The sequence below is a fragment of the Streptomyces sp. KL2 genome, assembly GCF_046529545.1.
GTDB lineage: Bacteria > Actinomycetota > Actinomycetes > Streptomycetales > Streptomycetaceae > Streptomyces > Streptomyces radiopugnans.
The window spans coordinates 3,699,763-3,723,173 of the sequence record NZ_CP127170.1 but is presented as its reverse complement, the minus strand read 5'-3'; the positions used below and the strand labels follow the sequence as shown (position 1 = coordinate 3,723,173).

Below are 23,411 nucleotides of genomic sequence, written 5' to 3'. Positions count from 1 at the left end.
CCGAGGCTCCCCAGGCTCTGAGGTCACCGAGGCGTACCGGGCCGCCGAGACCGTCGGCGGCCGGCCGTGTGGAAGGCCATCCCTTCCGCCGTCATCCTCCGCCTTCGTCCCCTCCGCCTCCCGTGCCTCCCCTCCACGGCTCCCGCGCCTCCTCTCCCAGGGCTCTGCACTCTCCCGCCCTCTCCCGCCCTCTCCGTCCCGACCGCCCCGGAGGAACCCCTCACCGTGAACAGCGACGTCCAGATCGCCGGCGACCCGCTCGCCATCCCCCACCTCCTGCCGCCCGCCCCCGAACACCCCTCCACCGTCGCCGGTTTCGCCGGCCTGGCCCGTACGATCGCCGCCGACCGCACCGCGTGGGCCCCGCTGGTGCGGTACGACGCCACCACCCGCTGGTACCACCGGCTGCGCACCGGGCCCGGCTACGAGGTCTGGCTGCTGAGCTGGGTGCCGGGCCAGGGCAGCGGACCGCACGGCCACGGCCCCTCCTCCGGCATCCTCACCGTCCTCGGCGGCGAGCTGACCGAGCGGAGCGCGAGCGGGGGCCGCGTACTGGGCGCCGGTGCGCAGCGGGTCTTCGCACCCGGCTACGTCCACGAGGTCGTCAACGACGCCCTGGAGCCGGCCGTCAGCCTGCACGTCTACTTCCCCGGCCTCACCGAGATGCCGATGCACCCCCCGCACGCCGTCCCGCACGCCGTCTCGTGCGCCCCGGCGGAGGGGGGAGCGGGGGTGCCCAGCAGCCCGCTGCCGGGCTGACGCCCCGTCCCGACAGGGCGGTCCCGGGCTGAGAGACTGTCGGCATGCAGCGCATTGTGGTTCTGGCCGGGGGCATCGGTGGTGCCCGCTTCCTGCGTGGACTGAAGGAGGCCGCACCCGACGCCGAGATCACGGTCGTCGGCAACACCGGTGACGACATCCACCTCTTCGGCCTCAAGGTCTGCCCGGACCTCGACACCGTGATGTACACCCTGGGGGGCGGCATCCACGAGGAGCAGGGCTGGGGCCGCGCGGACGAGACCTTCACCGTGAAGGAGGAACTGGCGGCGTACGGCGTCGGCCCCGACTGGTTCGGCCTGGGCGACCGCGACTTCGCCACCCACATCGTCCGCACCCAGATGATCGGCGCGGGCTATCCGCTCAGCGCCGTCACCGAGGCGCTGTGCGCGCGCTGGCGGCCGGGGGTGCGGCTGCTGCCGATGACCGACGACCGGGTCGAGACCCATGTGGTGATCGAGGCCGAGGACGGCGGCCGCAAGGCCGTGCACTTCCAGGAGTACTGGGTGCGGCTGCGGGCGTCGGTGCCCGCACAGGCGGTGATCCCGGTGGGCGCCGAGCAGGCCAAGCCGGCTCCGGGCGTGCTGGAGGCCCTCTCGGAGGCGGACGTGGTCCTCTTCCCGCCGTCCAACCCCGTGGTCAGCATCGGCACCATCCTCGCCGTGCCCGGCATCCGCGAGGCGATCGCCGACGCCGGGGTGCCGGTGGTGGGCCTGTCCCCCGTCATCGGGGGCGCCCCGGTGCGCGGGATGGCCGACAGGATGCTGGCCGCCATCGGTGTGGAGACCACGGCCGCGGCGGTGGCCGGGCACTACGGGTCCGGGCTGCTGGACGGCTGGCTGGTGGACACCGCGGACTCCGGCGCCGTGGCCGAGGTCGAGGCGGCGGGCATCCGCTGCCGGGCCGTGCCGCTGCTGATGACGGACGTCGGGGCCACCGCTCGGATGGCGCGCGAGGCGCTCGGCCTCGCCGAGGAGGTGCGGATGTGACCGGCGCGGAGGCGCTTCCGGCGTACCGGGTGTGGGCGCTGCCCGGGATACCCGAGGTGCGGCCGGGCGACGACCTGGTGAAGCTGATCGCGGACGCGGCCACCGCCCCGGGTCTGCCCGGTCTGGCCCACGGCGACGTGCTGGTGGTGACGTCGAAGATCGTCAGCAAGGCCGAGGGGCGGGTGGTCGAGGCCGCCGACCGGGAGGCCGCGATCGACGCCGAGACCGTACGGGTGGTCGCCCGGCGCGGGCCGGCGCGGATCGTCGAGAGCCGGCACGGCTTCGTGATGGCTGCGGCCGGGGTGGACGCCTCCAACACCCCCGCCGGGACGGTGCTGCTGCTGCCCGAGGACCCGGACGCCTCCGCGCGCCGGATCCGCGAGGGCCTGCGGGAGCTGCTGGGCGTGACGGTCGGGGTCGTGGTCACCGACACCTTCGGGCGGCCGTGGCGCGTGGGGCAGACCGATGTCGCGATCGGCGCCGCCGGGGTCCGGGTCCTCGAGGACCTGCGCGGCGGCACGGACATGTACGGCAACCCGCTGGGCGTGACCGTCACGGCCGTCGGCGACGAACTGGCCGGGGCCGGGGAGCTGGTGAAGGGCAAGGCCGACGGGCTGCCGGTCGCGGTGGTGCGGGGCCTGCCGCAGCACGTGCTGTGGGACTCCCCCGGGGAGACCGGCGGCGAGGGCGGGGAGAGCGGCGGCGGGACCGGGGACACCGGAGCGCGGGCGCTGGTCCGCGCGGCGGCCGACGACATGTTCCGCCTGGGCGCCTCCGAGGCCGTACGGGAGGCTGTGACACTGCGGCGCACCGTGCGGGAGTTCACCGGCGAGCCGGTGGACGGCGCGGCGGTGCGGCGGGCGGTGGCCGCGGCGGTCACGGCCCCGGCGCCGCACCACACGACGCCGTGGCGCTTCGTCCTGCTGGAGTCGGCCGCCTCGCGCACCCGGCTGCTGGACGCCATGCGGGAGGCGTGGATCGCCGATCTGCGCGCGGACGGGAAGAGCGAGGAGAGCATCGCGAAGCGGATCCGGCGCGGGGACGTACTGCGGAACGCGCCGTATCTGGTGGTGCCGTGCCTGGTGACCGAGGGGGCGCACGACTATCCGGACGCGCGGCGCTCGGCCGCCGAGCGCGAGATGTTCGTGGTCGCGGCCGGGGCCGGGGTGCAGAACCTGCTGGTGGCCCTGGCGGGCGAGGGTCTGGGATCGGCGTGGGTGTCGTCCACCATGTTCTGCCGCGACGTGGTGCGCGAGGTGCTGGACCTGCCCGGCGGCTGGGACCCGATGGGCGCGGTGGCCGTGGGCCGGGCCGCCGCCCCGCCGAAGGCACGCCCGCCGCGGCGGGCCGGGGACTTCACGGTCGTCCGCTGACGGGCCCGGTGCCGGGCGGCACCACCGGAGGCACGGCCGCGGAGGCGGAGGCGGTCAGAGCGGTCAGAGGCGTGCGATGTCGCCGCGCGGGAAGCGCGGCGCGCGGCGGGGCGGGGTGCGGCCGGTGGCCAGGATCAGCCGGGTTGCGCGGTGGCGCTGGCCCGCGTAGGGGGCGAGCAGTTCCAGCATCCGCGCGTCGTCACCGTCGCGTGCGCCGGTGAGCGCGTAGACCACGATCCCCGGCAGGTGCAGGTCCCCGACCGTCACCGCGTCCGCCGCGCCGTTGGTGCGCTGGAGCGTCTCGGCCGCCGTCCAGGGGCCGATGCCGGGGATCGCCGTCAGCCGGGTCACCGCCGCGGCCGGGTCCATGCGAGCGGCCTCCTCCATGCGCCGGGCGCGCGCCACCGCGCGCAGGATCGTCGAGGAGCGCTTGTTGTCCACCCCGGCCCGGTGCCACTCCCAGGAGGGGATCAGCGCCCAGGCGCGCGGCCCGGGCATCACGTACATCCGCTCGGGAAGCCGTCCGGCCGGGCCCGGCGCGGGCTCGCCGTACCGGCGCAGCAGCAGCCGCCAGGCGCGGTACGCCTCGTCCGTGGTGACCTTCTGCTCCAGGATCGAGGGGATCAGCGACTCCAGCACCAGTCCGGTGCGCACCAGGCGCAGACCGGGATGGCGGCGGTGCGCCTCGGCCACGATCCGGTGGCGGGGGACGAAGGCCGACGGGTCGTCGTCCGCGCCGAGCAGCGCCGGGAGGTGGTCGAGGACCCACTCGGCGCCCGGCCCCCACGCCTCGGCCACCACCTCGCCCGCGCCCGCGTCAGGCGTGACGCACAGCGTGGCCGGGCCCAGGGGGGTGCGGGTGGCCCGCCAGACCGCGCTCCCGACCGCCCGGTAGGCGGGATCGCACGGGCCGCGCTGGAGCACCCGCAGATTGCGGCGCAGGTCGTGCGGCCCGAACGGCTGCGGCGGGGTCCAGCGGCGGACGGCGGGGGCGGAGCCGGGTTCGGGGCCGGACTCGGGGTCGGGGTCGGTCACGGTTCGGCGCTCCGGGTCAGCAGTCGGACGAGAAGCGGACCGAGCCCGCCTCCAGGCGGGCGCCGCACCACACCCGGATGCCGTCGCGCAGTTCGTTGTCCTCGCCGACGACCGCACCGTCTCCGATGACCGCGCCCTCCAACACCGTACGCGCCCCTATGCGCGCCCCAGTGCCGACGAGCGAGTCGCGCACCACGGCGCCCGGCCCGACGACCGCGCCGTCCAGCACCGTGCTGCCGTGCACCCGGGCCCCCTCGCCGATCACCGCGCCCGCGCCGACCGCCGTACCGCCGGTCAGTCTGGCGCCGGGGGCCACCTCCGCCCCGTCCAGCACCAGTCGCTCACCGCGGGGGCCGGGCACGGCCGGGGAGGGTGCGTGGCCGAGCACCAGATCGGCCGAACCTCGGACGAAGGCCTGCGGGGTGCCCAGGTCGAGCCAGTAGGTCGAGTCGACCATGCCCTGCAGGTGGGCGCCTTCGGCGAGCAGCCCGGGGAAGGTCTCGCGCTCGACGGAGACCGGGCGGCCGGCGGGGATGGCGTCGATCACGGACCGGTCGAAGACGTACGCGCCCGCGTTGATCTGGTCGGTGACGATCTCCTCGGGGGTCTGCGGCTTCTCCAGGAAGGCGGTGACCCGGCCGTCGGCGTCGGTGGGGACCAGGCCGAAGGCGCGCGGGTCCGCCACCTTCGTCAGGTGGAGGGAGACGTCGGCGCCGGAGGAGGTGTGGGTCTCCACCAGGGCGCGGATGTCGAGGCCGGTGAGGATGTCGCCGTTGAAGACCAGCACCGGGTCGCCGGGGCCGGAGTGGAGCCGGGAGGCGACGTTGCGGATGGCCCCGCCGGTGCCCAGCGGCTCCTCCTCGGTGACGTACTCCAGGTGGAGCCCCAGGCCCGAGCCGTCGCCGAAGTACGGCTCGAAGACCTCGGCCAGGTAGGAGGTGGCGAGTACGACGTGCTCGACCCCGGCCGCGCGGGCACGGGCCAACTGGTGGGTGAGGAAAGGGACTCCCGCCGCCGGGACCATGGGCTTGGGGGTGTGGACCGTCAGCGGCCGCAGCCGGGTTCCCCTGCCCCCGACGAGGAGGATCGCTTCTGTCACCGGTTCTTCTCTGCTTCCTGCTGGGGACCGTGCCTGGTGGCCGGGCCAGTGTAGGCGGCGCGGCCGGCACGGTCCCCGGCACGGCGGGCCGCCGGCCCGGGACTGCGCCGGCGGCGCGTACGGCGGGACCGGCCCCTACCTGCCCTGCAGCCGGGCCGCGGTGGCCCGGATGGTGCCCAGCTTGGCGTAGAGCCGGTCGCCCGGGCAGTCGGTGACGTAGCCGTCCCGGTGCCCGGAGACGGTGCGGAGCCTGACCGTGGCCCCCTTGCGGTACTTGCCGCCGCCGGACTTCATGGAGGCGGTGCCGCGCGGGTCGACGCCGTGCAGGCCCAGCTTCCAGGCGACGAGCTTGGAGACGGCGTCCACCGCGGCCCCGGAGGGGTTGGTGCTGTCGTACGAGCCGAGGACGGCGATGCCGGTGCTGTCGTGGTTGAAGCCGTAGGTGTGGGCGCCCATCACCGGGTTGGCCACGCCGCCGGCGCGGCCCTCGTAGATCTTTCCGCACTTGTCGACGAAGAAGTTGTAGCCGACGTCCCGCCAGCCGTTGCTCTGGACGTGGTAGCGGTAGATGCCCCGGATGATGGCGGCGGACTGGCCGCACGAGTAGTTGTTGCTCATCGCCGTGTGGTGGACGAAGGCCACCTTGACCGTTCTGGTGTAGAGGAACGGTCCGCGCAGCCGCTCGTCGGCTCCCCACCCCTTGCGGGTGACGATGCCGGGCCGGGGGCCGATGGGGGCGTCCGCCACGGCCCTCAACTGACCGCTCTGGCCGTCCTGGCCGTCCTGGCCGTCCTGACTGTCCTGGCCGTCCTGGCCGTCCTGGCCGTCCTGTTCGGGGGCTCGCACCGCGAGCAGGTCCTCGCGGGTTCCCTGCCGGTCCAGGGCCGGGATCTCCAGGGCTTCGGGCGGGGCGAGCGCGGAGTTCGCCTCACCGGCGGGGTTCTTCCCGGCCTCGGCGGCGGGGTCGTCGCCGGGGTGGACCAGGTCCAGGCGCAGCCCCTCCGGCAGCCGGTGCGCTCCGGAGGCGTCCGCCTCCGGCTCCTCCGGCAGGACACGGGCCTGTACTCCGTTGGAGTCGCCGACCCACAGCGGCGCCGTGGCTCCGCGCACCTTGTCGCCGCGGGACTCGGCCGAGTCGGGGTCGGGCCGGTCCGCGTGGGCCTCCAACTCCTGCCAGGGCGACCACTTGCCGGTGGCCGCGGACTTGGTGCGCACCTGGATCCGGCCGTGCAGTTCCTCCTCCGGGTCGTCCCAGACCACTCCGAGCAGCGCGAAGGGTTCGACCTCGCGGGCCGGGAGACCGAGGGACACCGAGTCGGAGGAGCCGGGCGGGGCGGTCGTGGGCGGCGGGGTGAGGGGCACGAGCGGCAGCGACTGGGTGCTGCCCGGCAGCCGGGGGGCCGCCACGGTCGCGGGAGCGGGTGCGGGGGCCGCGGAGGCGCTGTTCGCCAGGCCGTCGGGCGCGGTCAGCGGCAGCACCGCGGCCGCTGCGCACGCGACGCCGATCGATGACGCAATGAATGCACGCATAAATCCGATATTGGACACAGGGGGTATGGCTGTCTAACGGGGAGCTGACGCCCGGTCGCCCTGAGTCGTCCTCACCGGACACCGGAAGCGCCCCGTTCCGGCGCCCCCGGGCGGCGGCCCGCGTACTCTGGCGCCGATGAACACCACCGATCGCACCCCTGCCGACCTGCTGCGATCCGCGCTCGCCGCGGACGCCGCCCGCCCGCTGGTGACCTTCTACGACGACGCCACAGGCGAGCGCGTCGAACTCTCCGCCGCCACCCTCGCCAATTGGGTGGCGAAGACGGCCAACCTCCTGCAGGGCGAACTGTCCGCCGAGCCCGGCGACCGCCTCGCGCTGCTGCTGCCCGCACACTGGCAGACCGCGGTCTGGCTGCTGGCCTGCTCCTCCACCGGAGTCGTCGCCGAACTGCCCGCCGACACCGCCGACACCGGCTCGGCATCCTCCCTCGCCGCGGCCGCCGACCTCGTCGTCAGCGGCCCGGAGACCCTGGAGGCGGCCCGCGCCTGCACCGGCGAGCGCATCGCACTCAGCCTGCGCCCCCTGGGCGGCCGCTTCCCCCGGCCGCCTGAGGGCTTCACCGACTACGCCGTCGAGGTGCCGGGCCAGGGCGACCACTTCGCCCCCTTCTCCCCCGTCGACCCGGACGCGCCCGCGCTGGTCGTCGGCGGCGAGGAGCTGACCGGGGCGCAGGTCGTCGAACGCGCCCGCGCCGACGCCGGAGCGCGGGGGCTCGGCCCCGGTGCGCGACTGCTGTCGGGGCTGCCGTACGGCACCTGGGAGGGGGTCTGCGCCGGGCTGTTCGCCCCCCTGGCCGCCGGGGGCTCGGTCGTGCTCTGCCGCCACCTGGACCGCCTGGACGCGGCGGGACTGGAGGAGCGCGTGCGGAGCGAGCGCATCACCCACACGGCCGACTGACCCACCGTCGGCGGGCCGCCCGCCCCACCCCGACATTCACCCCACAACCGAACACATCCTCCCGGCCTCCGGTCACGCGGGTGTTTTCTCTCCCGCCGGTACAACCACGGACCCCTCTCGGGTGTCTGTACAGAAGACCGGCGACCGCACGGCTGTACGCGCACCCGCCGCCGACCGCTGAGGGATGAACGCATACGTGACCGAACCCGAGGACGCGCAGCAGACCGGCCTCCCCCTCCGACCGCCCCGGCCCCGCCGCCGGTGGCTGCGCTGGGCCGCGCTGGGCGCGTCGCTCGCCGTGCTCGCGGCGGGCGGCGCGGCCTGGGTCCTCTACAGCAGGCTCGACGGCAACATCCGCACCGACGTGGAGGCCGCCGACCAGTTGCGGCGCTTCGACCGGGAGCGCCCCGCGGCCGTCGTGCACAAGGCGAAGAACATCCTGCTCATCGGTTCCGACGACCGCAGCGGCGACAACGGCAGGTACGGGCGGGACAGCGGCACCCAGCGCTCCGACACCACCATCCTGCTCCACCTGTCGGCCGACCGCTCCAGTGCCACCGGGGTGTCGATACCGCGTGACCTGATGGTGGACATACCCGAGTGCTCCGGGCCGGACGGCACGGCCACCCGGCCCCTGTTCGCGCAGTTCAACTGGGCCTACGAGAGGGGCGGGGCGGCCTGCACGATCCGCACGGTCGAGAACCTGACCGGCATCCGCGTGGACCACCACCTGATCGTGGACTTCACCGGTTTCGAGAACCTGGTGGACGCGGTCGGCGGCGTCGAGGTGTGCCTGGCGGAGCCCGTGAACGACCCCGAGGCGCACCTCGTCCTGGACGCCGGGCCCCAGAGGCTCGACGGCGAGCAGGCCCTCGGCTACGTACGCGCCCGCAAGGGCATCGGCGACGGCAGCGACACCCAGCGGATGGAGCGGCAGCAGGAGTTCCTCTCCACCCTGCTGCGCCAGGTGCGCGACGACGGGCTCCTGACCGACCCAGCCGAGCTCTACCGGGTGCTGGACGCGGTGACGTCGTCGCTCACGGCCGATCCCGGGCTGGACTCCCTCTCCGAGCTCTACGACCTGGTGAGCGGTGTCCGCGACATGCCCGGGGAGCGGGTGCGGTTCATGACCGTGCCCCGGCAGCCGTACACCTACGACCCCAACCGCGACGAGCTGGTGCAGCCGGACGCGGACCTGCTGTTCGCGGCGCTGCGCGACGACCGGCCGGTGCCGGCGGAGGGCGGCGGGGAACCCGGCGGGCAGCCTTCCGGGGACTCCTCCGCGGAGCCCTCCACCGCGCCGTCCGCCGGGGCCGGGGTCCCCGCGTCCGCCCCCGGGGCCGGAGCGCGGGAACCGAGCACTCCGCCCACCGGTCCGCCGTCCGGTCCGCCGTCCGCCGGAAGCCTGTGCGGATGAGCGCGGAGGCGGGAGAGCGCGAGAGAAACAGCACAGGGATCGCCCCTGGGGATTGGAATGGAATGTCTGTTTGAGGAAGAAAGTAACCTGCCTGCGGGGGTGCTTGACAACGGGCCGCGGCAGATAGTGTGAGCAATCCGGTGCGCTCGCCCGTGGCCGCTGCGCACCACTGGAGACCGACCGAGCGCCTTGATGCCTGACATGGAAGGCGCTGCGTGGCACGACGGAGGATTCAGGCGACCGTGGACGCGCAAAGCCGTGGGCGAGCGGGGGACATCGACCCCGCAGACCAGTGGGTGTTCGACCCGGAGACGGGCGACTACAAGCTGCGACCGACGGCCCCCGCTGCGCGACCGTCACCCTCCCAGCGCCCGTCCTCGCCGTCCGGTGAGCCCGCGTCCCGCGCCGGCCGCCGGTCGGCCCCGCCGCGCGGCGAGGTGCCCCGGCAGCGCAGAAGGCGTCCGGAGGGCGGCGGTACGCCCAAGGACGTTGCCAAGGACGTTGCCAAGGACGGCGCGAGAGGCGGCGCGGCGGACGGCGGGAAACCGGCCGGGCGGGCGGCGGCGCGCCAGGCGGGCGGACGCGCGGCCGCACGCCAGGCCGCGGGCGGCCGGGCGGCATCACGGCGCAAGGCCAGGCCGAAGAAGTCGGCGAAGAAGAAGGCGCTGCTGTGGACGGGAGGCGTGACGGCCTTCCTGGTCACCGGCACCTCGGTCGCCGTCTACCTCGCCTACGAGCACTTCAACGGCAACATCGACACCGTCGACGTCGGTGACGCCGCCGAGGGCGGCTTCGGCAGCGACGGCCCGCTCAACATCCTGCTGATCGGCACCGACAAGCGCACCGGCAAGGGCAACGAGGGCTACGGCGACAAGAACAGCCCCGGCCACGCCGACACCACGTTCCTCTTCCACGTCTCGGCGGACCGCACCAACGCGACCGTGATGAGCATCCCCCGGGATCTGAAGACCGACATCCCCGACTGCCCGACCAAGCAGGAGGACGGCAGCACCAAGATCGTCCCGGGTGAGCAGGACGTCCGGTTCAACACCAGCCTCGGCCAGGCGGGCCGGGACCCGGGCTGCACCATGCGCACCGTCAGCGAACTGACGGGGCTGGACATACACCACTTCATGATGGCGGACTTCAACGCCGTCAAGACGCTGACCACCGCGGTCGGCGGTGTCCCGGTCTGCCTGGAGAAACCGGTCGACGACCCCGACTCCAAGCTGAAACTCCCCGCCGGCGAGAGCGTCGTCGAGGGCGAGCAGGCCCTGGCCTTCGTCCGCACCCGCAAGAGCTTCGGAAACAGCGGCGACCTGGACCGCATCAAGGTCCAGCAGCAGTTCCTGAGTTCGATGATCCGCCAGTTCAAGTCGAACGACACCCTCACCGACCCGGGCAAACTGTGGGACCTGGCGGACGCGGCCACCAAGGCGCTCACCGTCGACACCGGCATAGGCACCATCAAGAGGCTGAGCGACCTGGGCAAGGAGCTCAGCAGCATCAAGACCAAGAACATCTCCTTCCTGACGCTCCCGGTGATCGACAATCCCGCGGAGAGGATCAAGGCGACGGTCGTGCCCGACCCCACCAAGGCCCCGCAGGTCTTCGCGATGCTGCGGGAGGACGTCTCCTTCACCGAGGTGAAGAAGAAGGAGAAGGCCGCCAAGGACAAGGCCAAGAAGGAGCAGGAGGCGCTGCTCAAGGGCGAGCGGGCCGCGGCCTCCGACGTACGCGTGGAGGTCCTCAACGGCGGGGAGATCGCCGGGGCCGCGCAGACGACGCTCACCTGGCTGCAGAACACCCAGAACGTGCTGAAGTCCAGCAACGGCGGCAACGCGCCCGAGCAGCTCGACAGGACGACACTGGAGTACGGGCCCAACCAGGCCGACCAGGCCCGCAAGCTCGCGGATCTCATGGGCCTGCCCGCCTCCGCCCTGAAGCAGGGCACCGAGGACGCCGAACCGCTCGCACCGATGACCCTGACGCTGGGCGCCGACTTCAAGGGCGCCGGCATCCCCATCGCCGCCCCGGCGAAGGCTCCGGAGGACCTCGGGAACGTGGAAGCCGACAAGAAGATATGCGCCAAGTGATTCCCGCGCGCCGCTTCCGCGCACGGGCCGAGTCGTAGGGAGAGGGCCCGTTGGGGCAGCGCACCACAGGGGGGAGGGGCGCACACGAACGCGCCCCCAGGCCGGAGGACTTCGGCTGGAACGACAGCATGTACGACGAGCCGGGCGATTCCGGGGAGCCGGAGGGGGCCGTGGAGTCCGTGCGGTCCGGGAGGAGCGGGGAGGGCGAGGCCGGCCACCCCGGGGACGCGGCACCCGCGTCCGGCGGAGGCCGCCGCGCCGGCGGCCCGAAGCAGCGGACGGGCCGCGGCGGGCGGGTGCTTCGCTGGACGGCGCTCTCCCTCTCCGCACTGGTGCTTGGCACGGCGGGCGCCGGTTACCTCTACTACGAGCACCTCAACGGCAACCTCACCAAGAAGCCCCTCACCCTCGGCGACAGCCAGTTGAAGCACCGGCAGAACGCGGAGGGCCGCACCCCCCTCAACATCCTGCTGCTGGGCTCCGACAGCCGTAACTCCGAGCGGAACCTCGAACTCGGCGGTTCCCGGGACGATGTGGGGCGCAAGCCGCTCGCCGACGTCCAGATGCTGCTGCACCTCTCGGCCGACCGCGACAGCATCTCGGTGCTCAGCATCCCCCGGGACACCAAGGTGATCATCCCCGAGTGCACCGACCCCGAGGACGGTTCACAGCACCCGCAGACCACCGACAAGATCAACTCCAGCCTCCAGCACGGCGGACCGGGCTGCACGGTCGCCACCTGGATGGAGCTGACCGGCATCCCCGTCGACCACTTCATGATGATCGACTTCGCGGGCGTGGTGGACATGGCCGACGCGGTGGGCGGTGTCCCGGTCTGCGTGGACGCCAACGTCCACGACCGGCGTTCGGGCCTGCGCATGAAGAAGGGGACCACCACCGTCACCGGCGAGAAGGCCCTGCAGTGGCTGCGCACCCGGCACGGTTTCGGGGACGGCAGCGACATCGGCCGGGCCCGGGCCCAGCACATGTACATGAACTCGATGGTGCGCCAACTCAAGGCGGGCACCAAGCTCACCGACCCGGGCAAGCTCAGGTCGCTCGCCGAGGCCGCGACCAACGCGCTCACCGTCGACGAGGGCATCGAGGGCGTCAAGGACCTCTACGACCTGGCCAACGAGCTCAAGCAGGTCCCCACCGAGCGGATCACCATGGTCACCATGCCGTGGGAGTACTCCGACGGCGGCAGCTACGTGGTGCCCAAGCCCGGCGACGCCGAGAAGGTCTTCTCCCTCATCCGGGACGACATCGCCCTCGACGGCAGGGACGACAAGCCGAAGAAGCCGAAGAAGACCTCCGACCCCGCCGCTCCGGCCGGCGAGATCCCGGTGGATGTCCGCAACGGCACCCGCACCGTCACCCTCGGCCCGGTCAACGGCCGTGCCGGGGTCATCGCCGAGGAGTTGCGGCGGCTGGGCTTCGTCCAGGCCGGGACCGACCCGGAGGAGGCGCCGCAGGCCGACACCACCGTGTCGTACCCGAGCGAGGACCTGCACGGTGACGCCCTGGCCGTGGCCAGGGCCCTGGGCCTGCCCGAGCGGTCCGTGCGCCAGTCCGCCGGAGTCGAGCGGATCACCCTGGTGATCGGCGCCGACTGGCGGGAGGGGAACGCCTACCCCGGGCAGCCCGAGGCCGAGGAGGACGACGAGCGCGGGGCCCCCGAGAGCGCGAACGCTCTCAACGGCGACGAGGAGAAGTGCATGAACGTCAACCCCGCCCACACCTGGTGATCCGGCGCCCCGGCGAAGCGGCCGGGGCCGGGCGGAGCCCCGGAGCGCCCGGAGCCCTCGGAGAACGGGGCTCCGGGCGCTCCGGGGCGCGGCCCGCGGGGAAACCGGGTCAGCCGCCGGCCGTCACCGGCTCCCGGCGGGCGGCCTTCACCTTCTCCGCCAGTTTCCGGGGGCTCGTCAGAAAGCCCCAGCCCCAGGACATGTGCATGGTGGCCAGTGCCAGCGGGATGCGCACCCGCGCCCCGAGCGGCAGCCCCTTGCCCGCCGGGACCGATCCCACGGTGATGGCCGCCAGGTAGCCGCCGGGGACGGCCAGGGCCCACGGTGTGACCAGCGCGCCCGCCACCAGGCCCGCTCCGACGGCGAGCACGGCCGCCGGCGGCGCCAGGTAGCGCAGGTTGATCGAGCCCGAGTGGTAGCGGGCCACCACGTGCCGCCAGCGGCCGTAGTTGCGGTACTGCTTGGCCAGCGCGCGGACGTTCGGGCGGGGGCGGTAGGAGACCAGCAGCTCCGGCGAGAACCAGATCAGCCCGCCGTCCTGGCGGATGCGGAAGTTCAGCTCCCAGTCCTGTGCCCGGATGAACTCCTCGTTGTAACCGCCCTGCCGCTCCAGCACCTCGCGGCGGAAGACGCCCAGGTAGACCGTCTCGGCCTCGCCCGCCTGGCCGCCGGTGTGGAAGGCCGCGTTGCCCACTCCGATCCTGGAGGTCATGGCGGCGGCCACGGCCTTCTCCCAGTCGTTCTCGCCCTCGGCGTGCATGATGCCGCCGACGTTGGCCGCGCCGGTCTCCTCCAGCAGCCGCACGGCGGTGGCGATGTAGTTCGGCGAGAGCATCCCGTGCCCGTCCACCCGCACCACGACCGGGTGGCGGGAGGCGGCGATGGCCGCGTTGAGACCGGCGGGGGTGCGGCCGGTGGGGTTGGGCACGGTGCGCACCCTCGGATCCTCGCGGACCAGCTCGGCGGCGATGGAGTCGGTACGGTCCTCGGAGGGACCGAGCGCGATCACGACCTCCAGCTCGCCGGCGTAGTCCTGCTCCAGGATGTGCCGCACGGAGCTGCGCAGATACCGCTCCTCGTTGAGCACCGGCATGATCACGGAGACCGCGGGCGGCGCCGCGGCCGGGGAGGTGGGTTCGACAGGAGAGCTCACCGGGTCACGGTACCGCGATCGGGTGACCCGCTCGCACGGCAGCCGGGTGGCCGCGGACGGCGGGCGGCGTGGGACCGGCGGTCCGTAGATCGTATGGGCCTATGTTGGCCGCTTCCTGGCCCCCACCGCCACGGAGGTGCTTCCCCGATGCCCGCACGGTCCCGTCAGCGCGGTCGCCACGCCCGTCCCCGGCCGAAGCGGCGGGGTCTGTCCCGCTGGGGCGCCCGGGCGGCCACCGCCGTCTCGGTGATGGTGCTCATGGCCGGCGGCATCGGCCACGCGCTGGTCTCCGGGCTGGACGGCCGGCTGAAGCGGGTGGACCCCTTCCACGGGCTCAGCCACCGCCCCCAGAACGGCGACGGCCTCAACTTCCTGGTCGTCGGCACCGACGGACGCGACACCGTCACCGAGGAGGAGCGGCGGCGGTACTCCCTGGGCGGGACCCCGTGCAACTGCACCGACACGCTCATGCTGGTGCACCTGTCCGCCGACCGCGACCGGGCCAGCGTGGTGAGCATCCCCCGCGACTCGTACGCCGAGTTCCCCGAGCACACCGATCCCGCGACCGGCGAACTCCGCGCCGGCCGCATCGGGAAGATCAACGCCGCCTACTCGCTGGGCGGCCCGCACCTGACCGTACGCACGGTCGAGAAGATGACGGGGGTGCGCGTCGACCACTACCTGGAGGTCGACTTCACCAGTTTCATGCGGACCGTCGACGCCCTGGGCGGCGTCCCGGTGTGCACCACCCGGCCGCTGACCGACAGCCGCAGCGGCCTCGACCTGCCGGCCGGCACCACCCGGCTCGACGGCGGCCGCGCCCTGCAGTACGTCCGCGCCCGGCACGTCGACGCCGAGGGCGACCTCGGCCGCATCAAACGCCAGCAGCGCTTCCTGGCCTCCGTGATCGACGAGGTGACCGGGAGCGAGGTGCTGACGAACCCCGCCCGGCTCAACCGGGTCGCCTCGGCGCTCCTGGGATCGGTGCGCGCCGACCGGGACTTCGGCGCCCGCGAGCTGCTGACCCTGGGACGGGCGATGCGCGGCTTCACGGTGGCGTCCTCCGAGTTCGCCTCGGTGCCCCTGGACGACCCCGACCACAGCGTGCCCGGCATCGGCTCGACCGTGACCTGGGACGAGGAGAAGGCCGGGAAGCTGTTCGCGGCGCTGCGCCAGGACCGGCCGCTGTCGTCCGGCACCGCGGCGGGCACGGGGCGCGGCACGGGACACGCGGCCGGGCACGGCGGCAAGAACCTGGACGAGGAGCCCGGAGCGGCGGAGCGGCGGAGCGCGCCGCGTCCGTCCGGCCCTCTTCCGGTCCGGGTGGCCCCGGGGAAGATCCGGGTGCAGGTCGAGAACGGCACACCGGTCGCCGCCCTCGGGGCGCGGGTGGACCGCGAACTGCGCGCCACCGGTTTCGACACCACCGGCACCCCGCGCGGCGCGAAGAGGCAGGACGTACGGCGGACGGTCATCCGCCACGATCCCGAATGGGACCGCTCGGCGCGCGCCCTGGCCGCCGCGCTGCCCGGCGCGGAGCTGGAGGAGGTCAGGGGGCAGGGGCGGGTGATGGAGGTCGTGCTGGGCACCGACCACCGCGGGGTGCTGCGGGTGCGCCACGCCCCCGAGTCCTCCGCGAGCCCGGCGCCGGAGGCGGAGAACGCGGAGGAGCCCGCGCGCCCGGAGGACGGGGGCACCGACGGAAGGGCGGTCACGGGCGACGAGGTCGTCTGCCCGTGACCGCGGGGCCGGTTCGTACGCGCCGGCGGCCCCGGGGCGGCGGCCCTCAGTCCTCCGTCACGCCCTCGGCCGCCCGCCGGTCGCGCAGTTCCTTGATGGCGCGGCGCCTGGCGAGCCGGTGCGTACGCCGGATCTGCGCCTCCTGCCAGCGCCGCTTGTCGCGCTCGGACTCGGGGACCACCGGCGGTACGGGCCTCGGCCGGCCGTTCTCGTCGACCGCGGTGAACACCAGGTAGGCGGAGGCGACCTGGGTGGCGGGCGTGGACTCGTTCCAGCGCTCGGCCAGCACCCGCACGCCGACCTCCATCGAGGACCGTCCGGTCCAGTTCACCTGGGCCTTCACATGCACCAGATCGCCCACCCGGACCGGCTCCAGGAAGACCATCTCGTCCATCGACGCCGTGACCGCCGGACCTCCCGAGTGCCGGCCGGCGACCGCGCCCGCCGCGTCGTCGACCAGTTTCATGATCACACCGCCGTGGACGGTGCCGAGGAGGTTGGTGTCGTTCCCCGTCATGATGTGGGACAGGGTGGTGCGGGACGCCGCTGTGGGCTTGCCCGGCAGTTCGTGCTGGGTGGCCTGGGCCTGAGTGGTCATGCTTCCACCCTAAGCCGCCCGTCCCGGGCGGAACCGGGTGGCCCGGTGTGATCCCGTGCGCTCCCCGCCGGACCCGCCCGCCCCCGCAATGCATCAGCTCTGCAACAGCCGCGCTCCTGTTCCGCCCCCCTGTCTATGGCGCACACGGTCCGAGAGGGCACACTGCCTCCCATGACTGACTGGCCCAACAGCGGCGGCGTCGGCCCGCGCCCGGTTCCCAACCGCGCCGTACCGACGACCGGACCCGGCAACGACCCCGGCGGCGGCTACGGTTACGGAGGCCACGCGAGCTACGACTCCGGCTACAACACGGGCCAGGTCTACGCCGGTTCGGGTTACGCGGGCGGAAGCCCGGGCGAGCCCGCCGCACCCGGCTACGGCGGTGCGAGACCGGCGCCGGACTGGGGCCGCCGGTTCAAGACGGGGCTCGTCACACTGCTCGTCGTGCTGCTGGTGTGGTCGGTCGGCACGTACTTCTGGGCCGACTCCAAGCTGCGCCGGGAGGTCGACCTGAGTGCGGTCATGGACCGGCCCGAGAAGGGCGAGGGCACCACGTACCTCATAGTCGGCTCCGACAGCCGCGAAGGCCTGTCGGACGAGGACAGGAAGAAACTCCGCACCGGTTCGGCGGAGGGCAAGCGCACCGACTCAATGATCATCCTGCATGTGGGCCCCGAGGGGAACACGATGATCTCCCTGCCCCGCGACTCCTGGGTCACCATCCCGGAGTTCAAGGGCTCCGAGAGCGGCAAGACCTTCCCCTCCCCCGGCGCGCGCAAGCTCAACGCCGCCTACTCCATGGACGGCGCCACCCTGCTGGTCCGCACCGTCGAGTACAACACCGGCCTGCACATAGACCACTACGCGGAGATCGGCTTCGGCGGCTTCGCCTCCATCGTGGACGCCCTGGGCGGCGTGGAGATGGACATCCCCCGCGACATCAAGGACAAGAACTCCGGCGCCGACTTCAAGAAGGGCCGACAGACCCTCGACGGCGCCCAGGCCCTGGCCTTCGTCCGCAACCGCTACGAGGCCGGCAGCGACCTGGAACGCACCAAGAACCAGCAGAAGTTCCTCTCCGCCCTGGCGAACCAGGCCGCTACCCCCTCCACGATCATCAACCCCTTCAGGCTCTACCCGACGCTGGGCGCGGGTCTGGACACCCTGATCGTGGACGAGGACATGGGCCTGTTCGACCTCGCCTCGATGTTCTGGGCCATGAAGGGCGTCTCGGGCGGCGAGGGCGCCTCGATGAACATGCCGATAGCGGGCTCCGCACCGCAGGGCTCGCTCAAGTGGGACATGACCAGGGTCAAGCAGCTCGTCGGGCAGCTGAAGAACGGCGAGAAGGTCACGGTCAGGGCCGACTGAAACCCGCCCGCGCGGGGAACACCGCCACCATGGCCATGTGAACGTGTGGGCCCCGGACCGCCCGGTCCGGGGCCCACACGCGTTCCCGGGTCCGGAAGGGGCGGGAGCGGTGGGGGGGAAACGACAGGGGCACCCCCGAAGGGGTGCCCCTGAGCCGCCGCCGTGCTGCGGTGCGGTTCCGTGCGGTGCCGTGCGGTTCCGTGCGGTGCCGTGCGGTTCCGTGCGGTGGGAACGGCGTCCTACGGCAGGTTGCGGGCCATCACGATGCGCTGGACCTGGTTGGTGCCCTCGTAGATCTGGGTGATCTTGGCATCGCGCATCATGCGCTCGACCGGGTAGTCGCGGGTGTAGCCGTAGCCGCCGAGGAGCTGGACGGCGTCCGTGGTGATCTCCATGGCGGCGTCGGAGGCGTAGCACTTGGCGGCGGCGCCGTAGAAGGTCAGGCCCTCCGCCTTGCCGTCGGCGCCGAGGGTGACGCGCTCGGAGCGGGCGGCGGCGGCGTAGGTGAGCTGGCGGGCGGCCTCCAGCTTCATCGCCATGTCGGCGAGCATGAACTGCACGCCCTGGAAGTCGCCGATCGGCTTGCCGAACTGCTTGCGCTCGGCGACGTAGCCCTTGGCGTAGTCCAGCGCGCCCTGGGCGATGCCGAGGGCCTGGGCCGCGATGGTGATGCGGGTGTGGTCCAGGGTCTTCATCGCGGTGGCGAAGCCGGTGCCCTCCTCGCCGATCATGCGGTCGGCGGGGATGCGGACGTTGTCGAAGTAGACCTCGCGGGTCGGGGAGCCCTTGATGCCGAGCTTCTTCTCCGGAGCGCCGAAGGAGACGCCCTCGTCGCCCTTCTCCACCACGAAGGCCGAGATGCCCTTGGATCGCTTCTCGGGGTCGGTGACGGCCATCACGGTGTAGTACTCGCTGACGCCGGCGTTGGTGATCCAGCGCTTGACGCCGTTGAGGACCCAGGAGTCGCCGTCGCGCACGGCGCGGGTCTTCATGCCCGCGGCGTCCGAGCCGGCGTCCGGCTCGGAGAGGCAGTAGGAGAACATCGCGTCGCCCTTGGCCAGGGGCGCGAGGTACCTGCTCTTCAGCTCCTCGGAGCCGGACAGGACCACCGGGAGGGAGCCGAGCTTGTTGACGGCCGGGATCAGGGAGGACGAGGCGCAGACGCGGGCGACCTCCTCGATCACGATGACGGTGGCGAGCGCGTCGGCGCCCGCGCCGCCGTAGGACTCGGGCACGTGGATGGCGTGCAGGTCGTTGGCGACCAGCGCGTCCAGGGCCTCCTGCGGGAAGCGGCCCTGCTCGTCCACCTCGGCGGCGAAGGGCGCGATCTTCGCCTCGGCGAGCGAGCGCACCGATTCGCGGAGCATCTCGTGCTCCTCCGACGGACGGTAGAGGTCGAAGTCGGTCGATCCCGCCACGGTGTCTCACTCCCTGGGTGCGCTGCTGCTAACTACCGTTAAGTAACACAATTCTAGTGGTCCGCCGTCTCCACGGATACATGAGTTTGCCGACACCGGCCCCTCGGGCTCCCCCCTCGGCCCCCGCCCGCCCCGGCAGCGGCCGGATATGCTCACGGGCAGCACCTCGCCCGCGTCCCAGGAGCAGTCCATGGCCCTCAGAATCACCGTGATCGGCACCGGCTACCTCGGCGCGACGCACGCCGCCGCCATGGCCGAGCTGGGCTTCGAGGTGCTGGGCCTGGACGTGGTGCCGGAGAAGGTCGAGACGCTGTCCGCGGGGCGGGTGCCGTTCTACGAGCCGGGCCTGGAGGAACTGCTGCGCCGCCATGTCGCCGGAGTGGCGGGCTCGACCGGGCGGCTGCGCTTCACCACCTCCTGGGAGGAGGTGGGCGCGTTCGGGGACGTCCACTTCATCTGCGTGAACACCCCCCAGAAGCAGGGCGAGTACGCGTGCGACATGTCCTACGTGGACAGCGCGCTGGACTCCCTGGCCCCGCACCTGTCGCGGCCGGCGCTGGTGGTGGGCAAGTCCACGGTGCCGGTGGGCAGCGCGGACCGGCTGGCGAGGCGGCTGGCGGAGCTGGCCCCGGCGGGCGACGCGGCGGAGCTGGCCTGGAACCCGGAGTTCCTGCGCGAGGGCTTCGCCGTGGAGGACACCCTGCGCCCGGACCGCATCGTGGTGGGGGTGCGCTCGGCGCGCGCGGAGGAGCTGCTGCGCGAGGTGTACGCGAAGCCGGTGGCCGAGGGCTCGCCGTTCGTCGTCGCCGACTTCCCGACGGCGGAGCTGGTGAAGACCGCCGCGAACTCCTTCCTGGCCACCAAGATCTCGTTCATCAACGCCATGGCCGAGGTCTGCGAGGCGGCCGGCGGCGACGTGGTGAAGCTGGCGGAGGCCATCGGGTACGACGACCGGATCGGGCGGAAGTTCCTGCGCGCCGGGATCGGTTTCGGCGGCGGCTGCCTGCCCAAGGACATCCGCGCGTTCATGGCGCGGGCGGGCGAGCTGGGCGCCGACCAGGCGCTGACGTTCCTGCGCGAGGTGGACTCGATCAACATGCGCCGCCGCTCCCACATGGTGGAGCTGGCCCGCGAGACGGTCGGCGGCACGTTCCTGGGGCAGCGCGTGGCGGTGCTGGGGGCGACCTTCAAGCCGGACTCCGACGACGTAAGGGACTCGCCGGCGCTGAACGTCGCGGGCCAGATCCACCTGCAGGGCGGGCAGGTGACGGTCTACGACCCCAAGGGCATGGAGAACGCCCGGCGGGTCTTCCCCACCCTGGGCTACGCGGACAGCGTGCCGGAGGCGGTGCGCGGGGCGGACGTGGTGCTGCATCTGACGGAGTGGCGCGAGTTCAGGGAGCTCGACCCGGAGGCGCTGGGCCAGACCGTGGCGCACAAGCGCATCCTGGACGGCCGCAACACCCTCGATCCGGCCCTGTGGCGCAAGGCGGGCTGGTCCTTCCGCGCGCTGGGCCGGCCGACGGCGTAGGGCCCGCTCCCCGCCTGCGTGCTTCCCGTCCGCGGGGGCCCGCCGGGAGCGCTCAGTCCCCGGACGACCGCCGTGCGCGGTACGTCCGCATCTTCGCCCGGCTGCCGCAGACGGCCATGGTGCACCAGCGCCTGCGGCCCGCCGGGCTCCTGTCGTAGTACGCCCAGCGGCAGTCGTGCGCCTCGCACACCTTCAGGCGGGACCAGGTGCCGTCGGCCGCCGCGGCGGAGACGGCGGCGGCCACGGCCGCGGTGAGCGCCGCCGCCGCGGTGCGCGCCCCGGCGGGGCGGAGCGCCGCCGCGCCCTCCTCGTCCAGGGTGAGGACCAGGGGCGCGTCCTCCAGCAGTGCGGCCAGCCGGTCCGCCGTCTCCTTCGGCATGCGCGCGCCGGTGTGGGCCAGGCATGCGGCGCGCAGGCCCTCGCGCAGCCGGATGACGTCCGGAAGGTCCCGTTTGGTCGGCGGCGGTCCGGTCAACCCGTGTTCGTGCACGAGTGCTGCGAGGCCGTCCGCGGTGGCGAGGGCGTCGGCGTCCGTCTCCACGTCCAGGGTGTTGATCAGATCCCTCACCAGGCGGAGTCCCGGCGGCGTGGGATCCCGCTCCTCGGGTCGTTCCACACCTGCCACGTTACCGGCCTTGCCCCGTTACCGACAGAACGCCATCATGGGGTAACTCGTTACCGCTTGAAGCCGCCAACAGGTAACAGAGCGAGTGACGGAGAAGTGATCCACGGCACAGGAGGGAAGAGCACCATGGCCATCACCACGCTGCGGGACGTCGTCGTACTGGACTGCCCTGAACCGGGGAAGCTCGCCGACTTCTACGCACGGATGCTGGGCGGGAAGGTCGAGGGCGAGGGCAGGTGGGTGGAGGTGACGTTCGACTCGGGCGCCCTGAAGGGCCGGACGTTCGCCTTCCAGGAGGCGCGCGGATACGTGCCGCCGCAGTGGCCGAGCGCCGAGCGTTCGCAGCAGTTCCACCTCGACTTCTACGTGCCCCGCGGGGAGTTGGACGCGGCCGAGCGGGAGGCGCTGGAACTGGGGGCCGAACTCCTCCAGGGAGACGGGGGCGAGCGCGACTTCCGCGTCTACCGGGACCCGGCCGGGCACCCCTTCTGCCTCTGCGTGGAGTGAGCCGGCCGCCCGTCAGTGCGCGATGGGGCAGGGCGCCGGGGTGAGGGAACGGAGAAGAGGCGGGCGGGGCGGGGGTGTTCGCACACCCCTGCCCCGCCCGCCTCTCGGCCGGCTCCGGACTCGGGCGACCGGGCCGGTGAGGGTCAGGACCCTCAGATGCTGACGCCGTTGGCCCGCAGGTAGGCCAGCGGGTCGATGTCCGAGCCGTAACCGGGGGCGGTACGGATCTCGAAGTGCAGGTGCGGACCGGTGCTGTTGCCGGTGGAGCCGACGGCGCCGATCTGCTGGCCGGTGTTGACCGTCTGGCCGGCGCTGACCGACAGCGAGGACAGGTGGCCGTACTGGCTGTACCGGCCGTCGTTGTGACGGATGACGACCTGGTTGCCGTAGGCCCCGCCCCAGCCGGCGGAGACCACGGTGCCGCTGGTGACGGCCTTCACCGGGGTGCCGGAGGCGGCGGCGAAGTCCTCACCGGTGTGGCCGTTGGACCAACGGGCACCGGAGGCCTTGTAGGAGCCGGACGGAGCGGCGTTCACCGGGGCGGTGTAGCCGGTGACCGCACCGCGGTCGCTGCGGTCGGCACGCTCGGCCGACTGCTGCACGGCCTCGGCCTTCTCGGTCTTCTCGACCTTGGGCGCCGCCTTCTCGGTCTTCTCGGCCTTCGGGGCCGGCTTGGCCTCGGGCTTGGCCGCGGCCTTCTGCTGGGTGGCGGCGCCGCCCAGGGTGAGCTCCTGGCCCGGGAAGATCAGGTTCGGGTTGTCGCCGATGACCTGGCGGTTGTCCTCGTAGATGCGCTCCCAGCCGCCCTGGACGCCCTGGGCCGCGGCGATCTTGAAGAGGGTGTCGCCGCCGACGACCTCGTAGGAGGCGCCCTCGCCGGCGCCGTGGTCGTGGCTGTGGGCGCGCTCGCCGCGGTCCGCGCGCTGCGGCGCGGCCTGGCTCTTCTGCTGCTTCGGCTCGGCCTCGGGCTTGGCCTCGGCCTTGACCTCGGGCTTGGCCTCGGCCTTGACCTCGGGCTTGGCCTCGGCCTTCGGAGCGGCCGGGGCCTGCTCCTTCTGCTCGGTGGGGTTGCTCCGGCCGTCGGGGGAGACGGCCGGGGCGGGACCGCCCTTGGTCAGGCCGGCCTTGACCGAGCACACGGGCCAGGCGCCCGGGCCCTGCCCCGCCAGCACCTTCTCGGCGACGGCGATCTGCTGGTCCTTGGTGGCGAGGTCGGCGCGCGGCGCGTACTGGGTACCGCCGAAGGCGGCCCAGGTGCTCTGCGTGAACTGCAGGCCGCCGTAGAAACCGTTGCCGGTGTTGATGCTCCAGTTGCCCGTGCTCTCGCACTGGGCGACCTTGTCCCAGGTCTCGACGGAGGCCGCGTTGGCTCCGCCGGCGGCGATCAGGGGAAGGGCCATGCCGGCGCCGCCCACGGAGATGGCGAGCGACAGGCGGGTGAGACGGCTGTTGCGCATACGACGGTGACGTCCGCGTGCGGACATA

19 protein-coding genes are annotated in these 23,411 nt (G+C 73.1%); 11 read left to right on the top strand and 8 right to left on the bottom strand.

What is annotated here, in order from left to right; genetic code table 11:
- The first annotated feature begins 225 nt into the window (after positions 1–225).
- Genes QPK52_RS16860 through QPK52_RS16850 form a run of 3 tightly spaced genes read left to right on the top strand, consistent with a single transcriptional unit; the run spans position 226 to position 3,139 of the window.
- Positions 226–759: a cysteine dioxygenase gene (locus tag QPK52_RS16860; protein ID WP_410538328.1), complete on the top strand. Its 534-nt coding sequence runs from the start codon at positions 226–228 to the stop codon at positions 757–759.
- 44 nt (positions 760–803) lie between these two features.
- Positions 804–1,766, top strand: a complete 963-nt coding sequence (gene cofD / locus QPK52_RS16855) for a 2-phospho-L-lactate transferase (protein WP_410538327.1) — start codon at positions 804–806, stop codon at positions 1,764–1,766.
- Positions 1,763–3,139: a coenzyme F420-0:L-glutamate ligase gene (locus tag QPK52_RS16850; protein WP_410538326.1), complete on the top strand. Its 1,377-nt coding sequence runs from the start codon at positions 1,763–1,765 to the stop codon at positions 3,137–3,139. The genes cofD and QPK52_RS16850 overlap by 4 nt, the downstream gene beginning before the upstream one ends.
- 63 nt (positions 3,140–3,202) lie before the next feature.
- Here QPK52_RS16850 and QPK52_RS16845 read toward each other — a convergent pair whose 3' ends face one another.
- The 3 genes from QPK52_RS16845 to QPK52_RS16835 all read right to left on the bottom strand — a co-directional run bounded on the left by QPK52_RS16845 (position 3,203) and on the right by QPK52_RS16835 (position 6,803).
- Entirely contained in the window at positions 3,203–4,174 is a 972-nt protein-coding gene (locus QPK52_RS16845) for a DNA-3-methyladenine glycosylase family protein (RefSeq protein WP_410538325.1), read from the bottom strand.
- A 16-nt stretch (positions 4,175–4,190) separates the two neighbouring features.
- Positions 4,191–5,273: a sugar phosphate nucleotidyltransferase gene (locus QPK52_RS16840; RefSeq protein WP_410538324.1), complete on the bottom strand. Its 1,083-nt coding sequence runs from the start codon at positions 5,271–5,273 to the stop codon at positions 4,191–4,193.
- A gap of 135 nt (positions 5,274–5,408) precedes the next feature.
- Positions 5,409–6,803: a peptidoglycan recognition protein gene (locus tag QPK52_RS16835; RefSeq protein ID WP_410538323.1), complete on the bottom strand. Its 1,395-nt coding sequence runs from the start codon at positions 6,801–6,803 to the stop codon at positions 5,409–5,411.
- A gap of 136 nt (positions 6,804–6,939) precedes the next feature.
- Between QPK52_RS16835 and QPK52_RS16830 the strand changes: the two genes are divergently transcribed.
- The 4 genes from QPK52_RS16830 (at position 6,940) to QPK52_RS16815 (ending at position 12,983) form a co-directional block, all read left to right on the top strand.
- A complete protein-coding gene (locus tag QPK52_RS16830) occupies positions 6,940–7,722 on the top strand; it encodes a TIGR03089 family protein (protein ID WP_410538322.1) in 783 nt (260 codons plus the stop codon).
- 184 nt (positions 7,723–7,906) lie between these two features.
- On the top strand, positions 7,907–9,139 hold the full coding sequence (locus tag QPK52_RS16825) for an LCP family protein (RefSeq protein ID WP_410538321.1): 1,233 nt from the start codon (positions 7,907–7,909) through the stop codon (positions 9,137–9,139).
- A gap of 242 nt (positions 9,140–9,381) precedes the next feature.
- Complete coding sequence (locus QPK52_RS16820) at positions 9,382–11,235, top strand: LCP family protein (RefSeq protein WP_410538320.1); 1,854 nt, start codon at positions 9,382–9,384, stop codon at positions 11,233–11,235.
- A 50-nt stretch (positions 11,236–11,285) separates the two neighbouring features.
- The gene (locus QPK52_RS16815; RefSeq protein ID WP_410538319.1) at positions 11,286–12,983 is read left to right on the top strand and encodes an LCP family protein; all 1,698 of its coding nucleotides are present in this window, start codon (positions 11,286–11,288) and stop codon (positions 12,981–12,983) included.
- Between the two features lie 109 nt (positions 12,984–13,092).
- Here QPK52_RS16815 and QPK52_RS16810 read toward each other — a convergent pair whose 3' ends face one another.
- Positions 13,093–14,136 (bottom strand): glycosyltransferase family 2 protein, encoded by a 1,044-nt coding sequence (locus QPK52_RS16810; protein ID WP_410538318.1) that lies wholly within the window; start codon positions 14,134–14,136, stop codon positions 13,093–13,095.
- Between the two features lie 147 nt (positions 14,137–14,283).
- Between QPK52_RS16810 and QPK52_RS16805 the strand changes: the two genes are divergently transcribed.
- Complete coding sequence (locus QPK52_RS16805) at positions 14,284–15,876, top strand: LCP family protein (RefSeq protein WP_410538317.1); 1,593 nt, start codon at positions 14,284–14,286, stop codon at positions 15,874–15,876.
- A gap of 46 nt (positions 15,877–15,922) precedes the next feature.
- On the opposite strand, the gene QPK52_RS16800 is transcribed toward QPK52_RS16805, so the two are convergent.
- Complete coding sequence (locus tag QPK52_RS16800; protein WP_410538316.1) at positions 15,923–16,474, bottom strand: acyl-CoA thioesterase; 552 nt, start codon at positions 16,472–16,474, stop codon at positions 15,923–15,925.
- Positions 16,475–16,645: 171 nt separating this feature from the next.
- Here QPK52_RS16800 and QPK52_RS16795 point away from each other — a divergent pair, with 171 nt between their 5' ends.
- Positions 16,646–17,845: an LCP family protein gene (locus QPK52_RS16795; RefSeq protein WP_410538315.1), complete on the top strand. Its 1,200-nt coding sequence runs from the start codon at positions 16,646–16,648 to the stop codon at positions 17,843–17,845.
- Positions 17,846–18,084: 239 nt separating this feature from the next.
- Here the strand turns inward: QPK52_RS16795 and QPK52_RS16790 are convergent, their stop codons facing one another.
- Positions 18,085–19,263, bottom strand: a complete 1,179-nt coding sequence (locus tag QPK52_RS16790; RefSeq protein WP_410538314.1) for an acyl-CoA dehydrogenase — start codon at positions 19,261–19,263, stop codon at positions 18,085–18,087.
- A gap of 190 nt (positions 19,264–19,453) precedes the next feature.
- On the opposite strand from QPK52_RS16790, the gene QPK52_RS16785 reads away from it, so the two are divergent.
- On the top strand, positions 19,454–20,794 hold the full coding sequence (locus QPK52_RS16785; RefSeq protein WP_410538313.1) for a UDP-glucose dehydrogenase family protein: 1,341 nt from the start codon (positions 19,454–19,456) through the stop codon (positions 20,792–20,794).
- A 52-nt stretch (positions 20,795–20,846) separates the two neighbouring features.
- On the opposite strand, the gene QPK52_RS16780 is transcribed toward QPK52_RS16785, so the two are convergent.
- Positions 20,847–21,410 carry a CGNR zinc finger domain-containing protein gene (locus tag QPK52_RS16780; protein WP_410538312.1) on the bottom strand — a complete coding sequence of 188 codons (564 nt, stop codon included), beginning with the start codon at positions 21,408–21,410 and terminating at the stop codon, positions 20,847–20,849.
- Positions 21,411–21,545: 135 nt separating this feature from the next.
- Here QPK52_RS16780 and QPK52_RS16775 point away from each other — a divergent pair, with 135 nt between their 5' ends.
- Positions 21,546–21,926, top strand: coding sequence for a VOC family protein (locus tag QPK52_RS16775; RefSeq protein WP_410538311.1), 381 nt, complete (start codon positions 21,546–21,548; stop codon positions 21,924–21,926).
- Between the two features lie 152 nt (positions 21,927–22,078).
- Here QPK52_RS16775 and QPK52_RS16770 read toward each other — a convergent pair whose 3' ends face one another.
- The gene (locus QPK52_RS16770; protein ID WP_410538310.1) at positions 22,079–23,410 is read right to left on the bottom strand and encodes a transglycosylase family protein; all 1,332 of its coding nucleotides are present in this window, start codon (positions 23,408–23,410) and stop codon (positions 22,079–22,081) included.
- Position 23,411 lies beyond the last annotated feature (1 nt).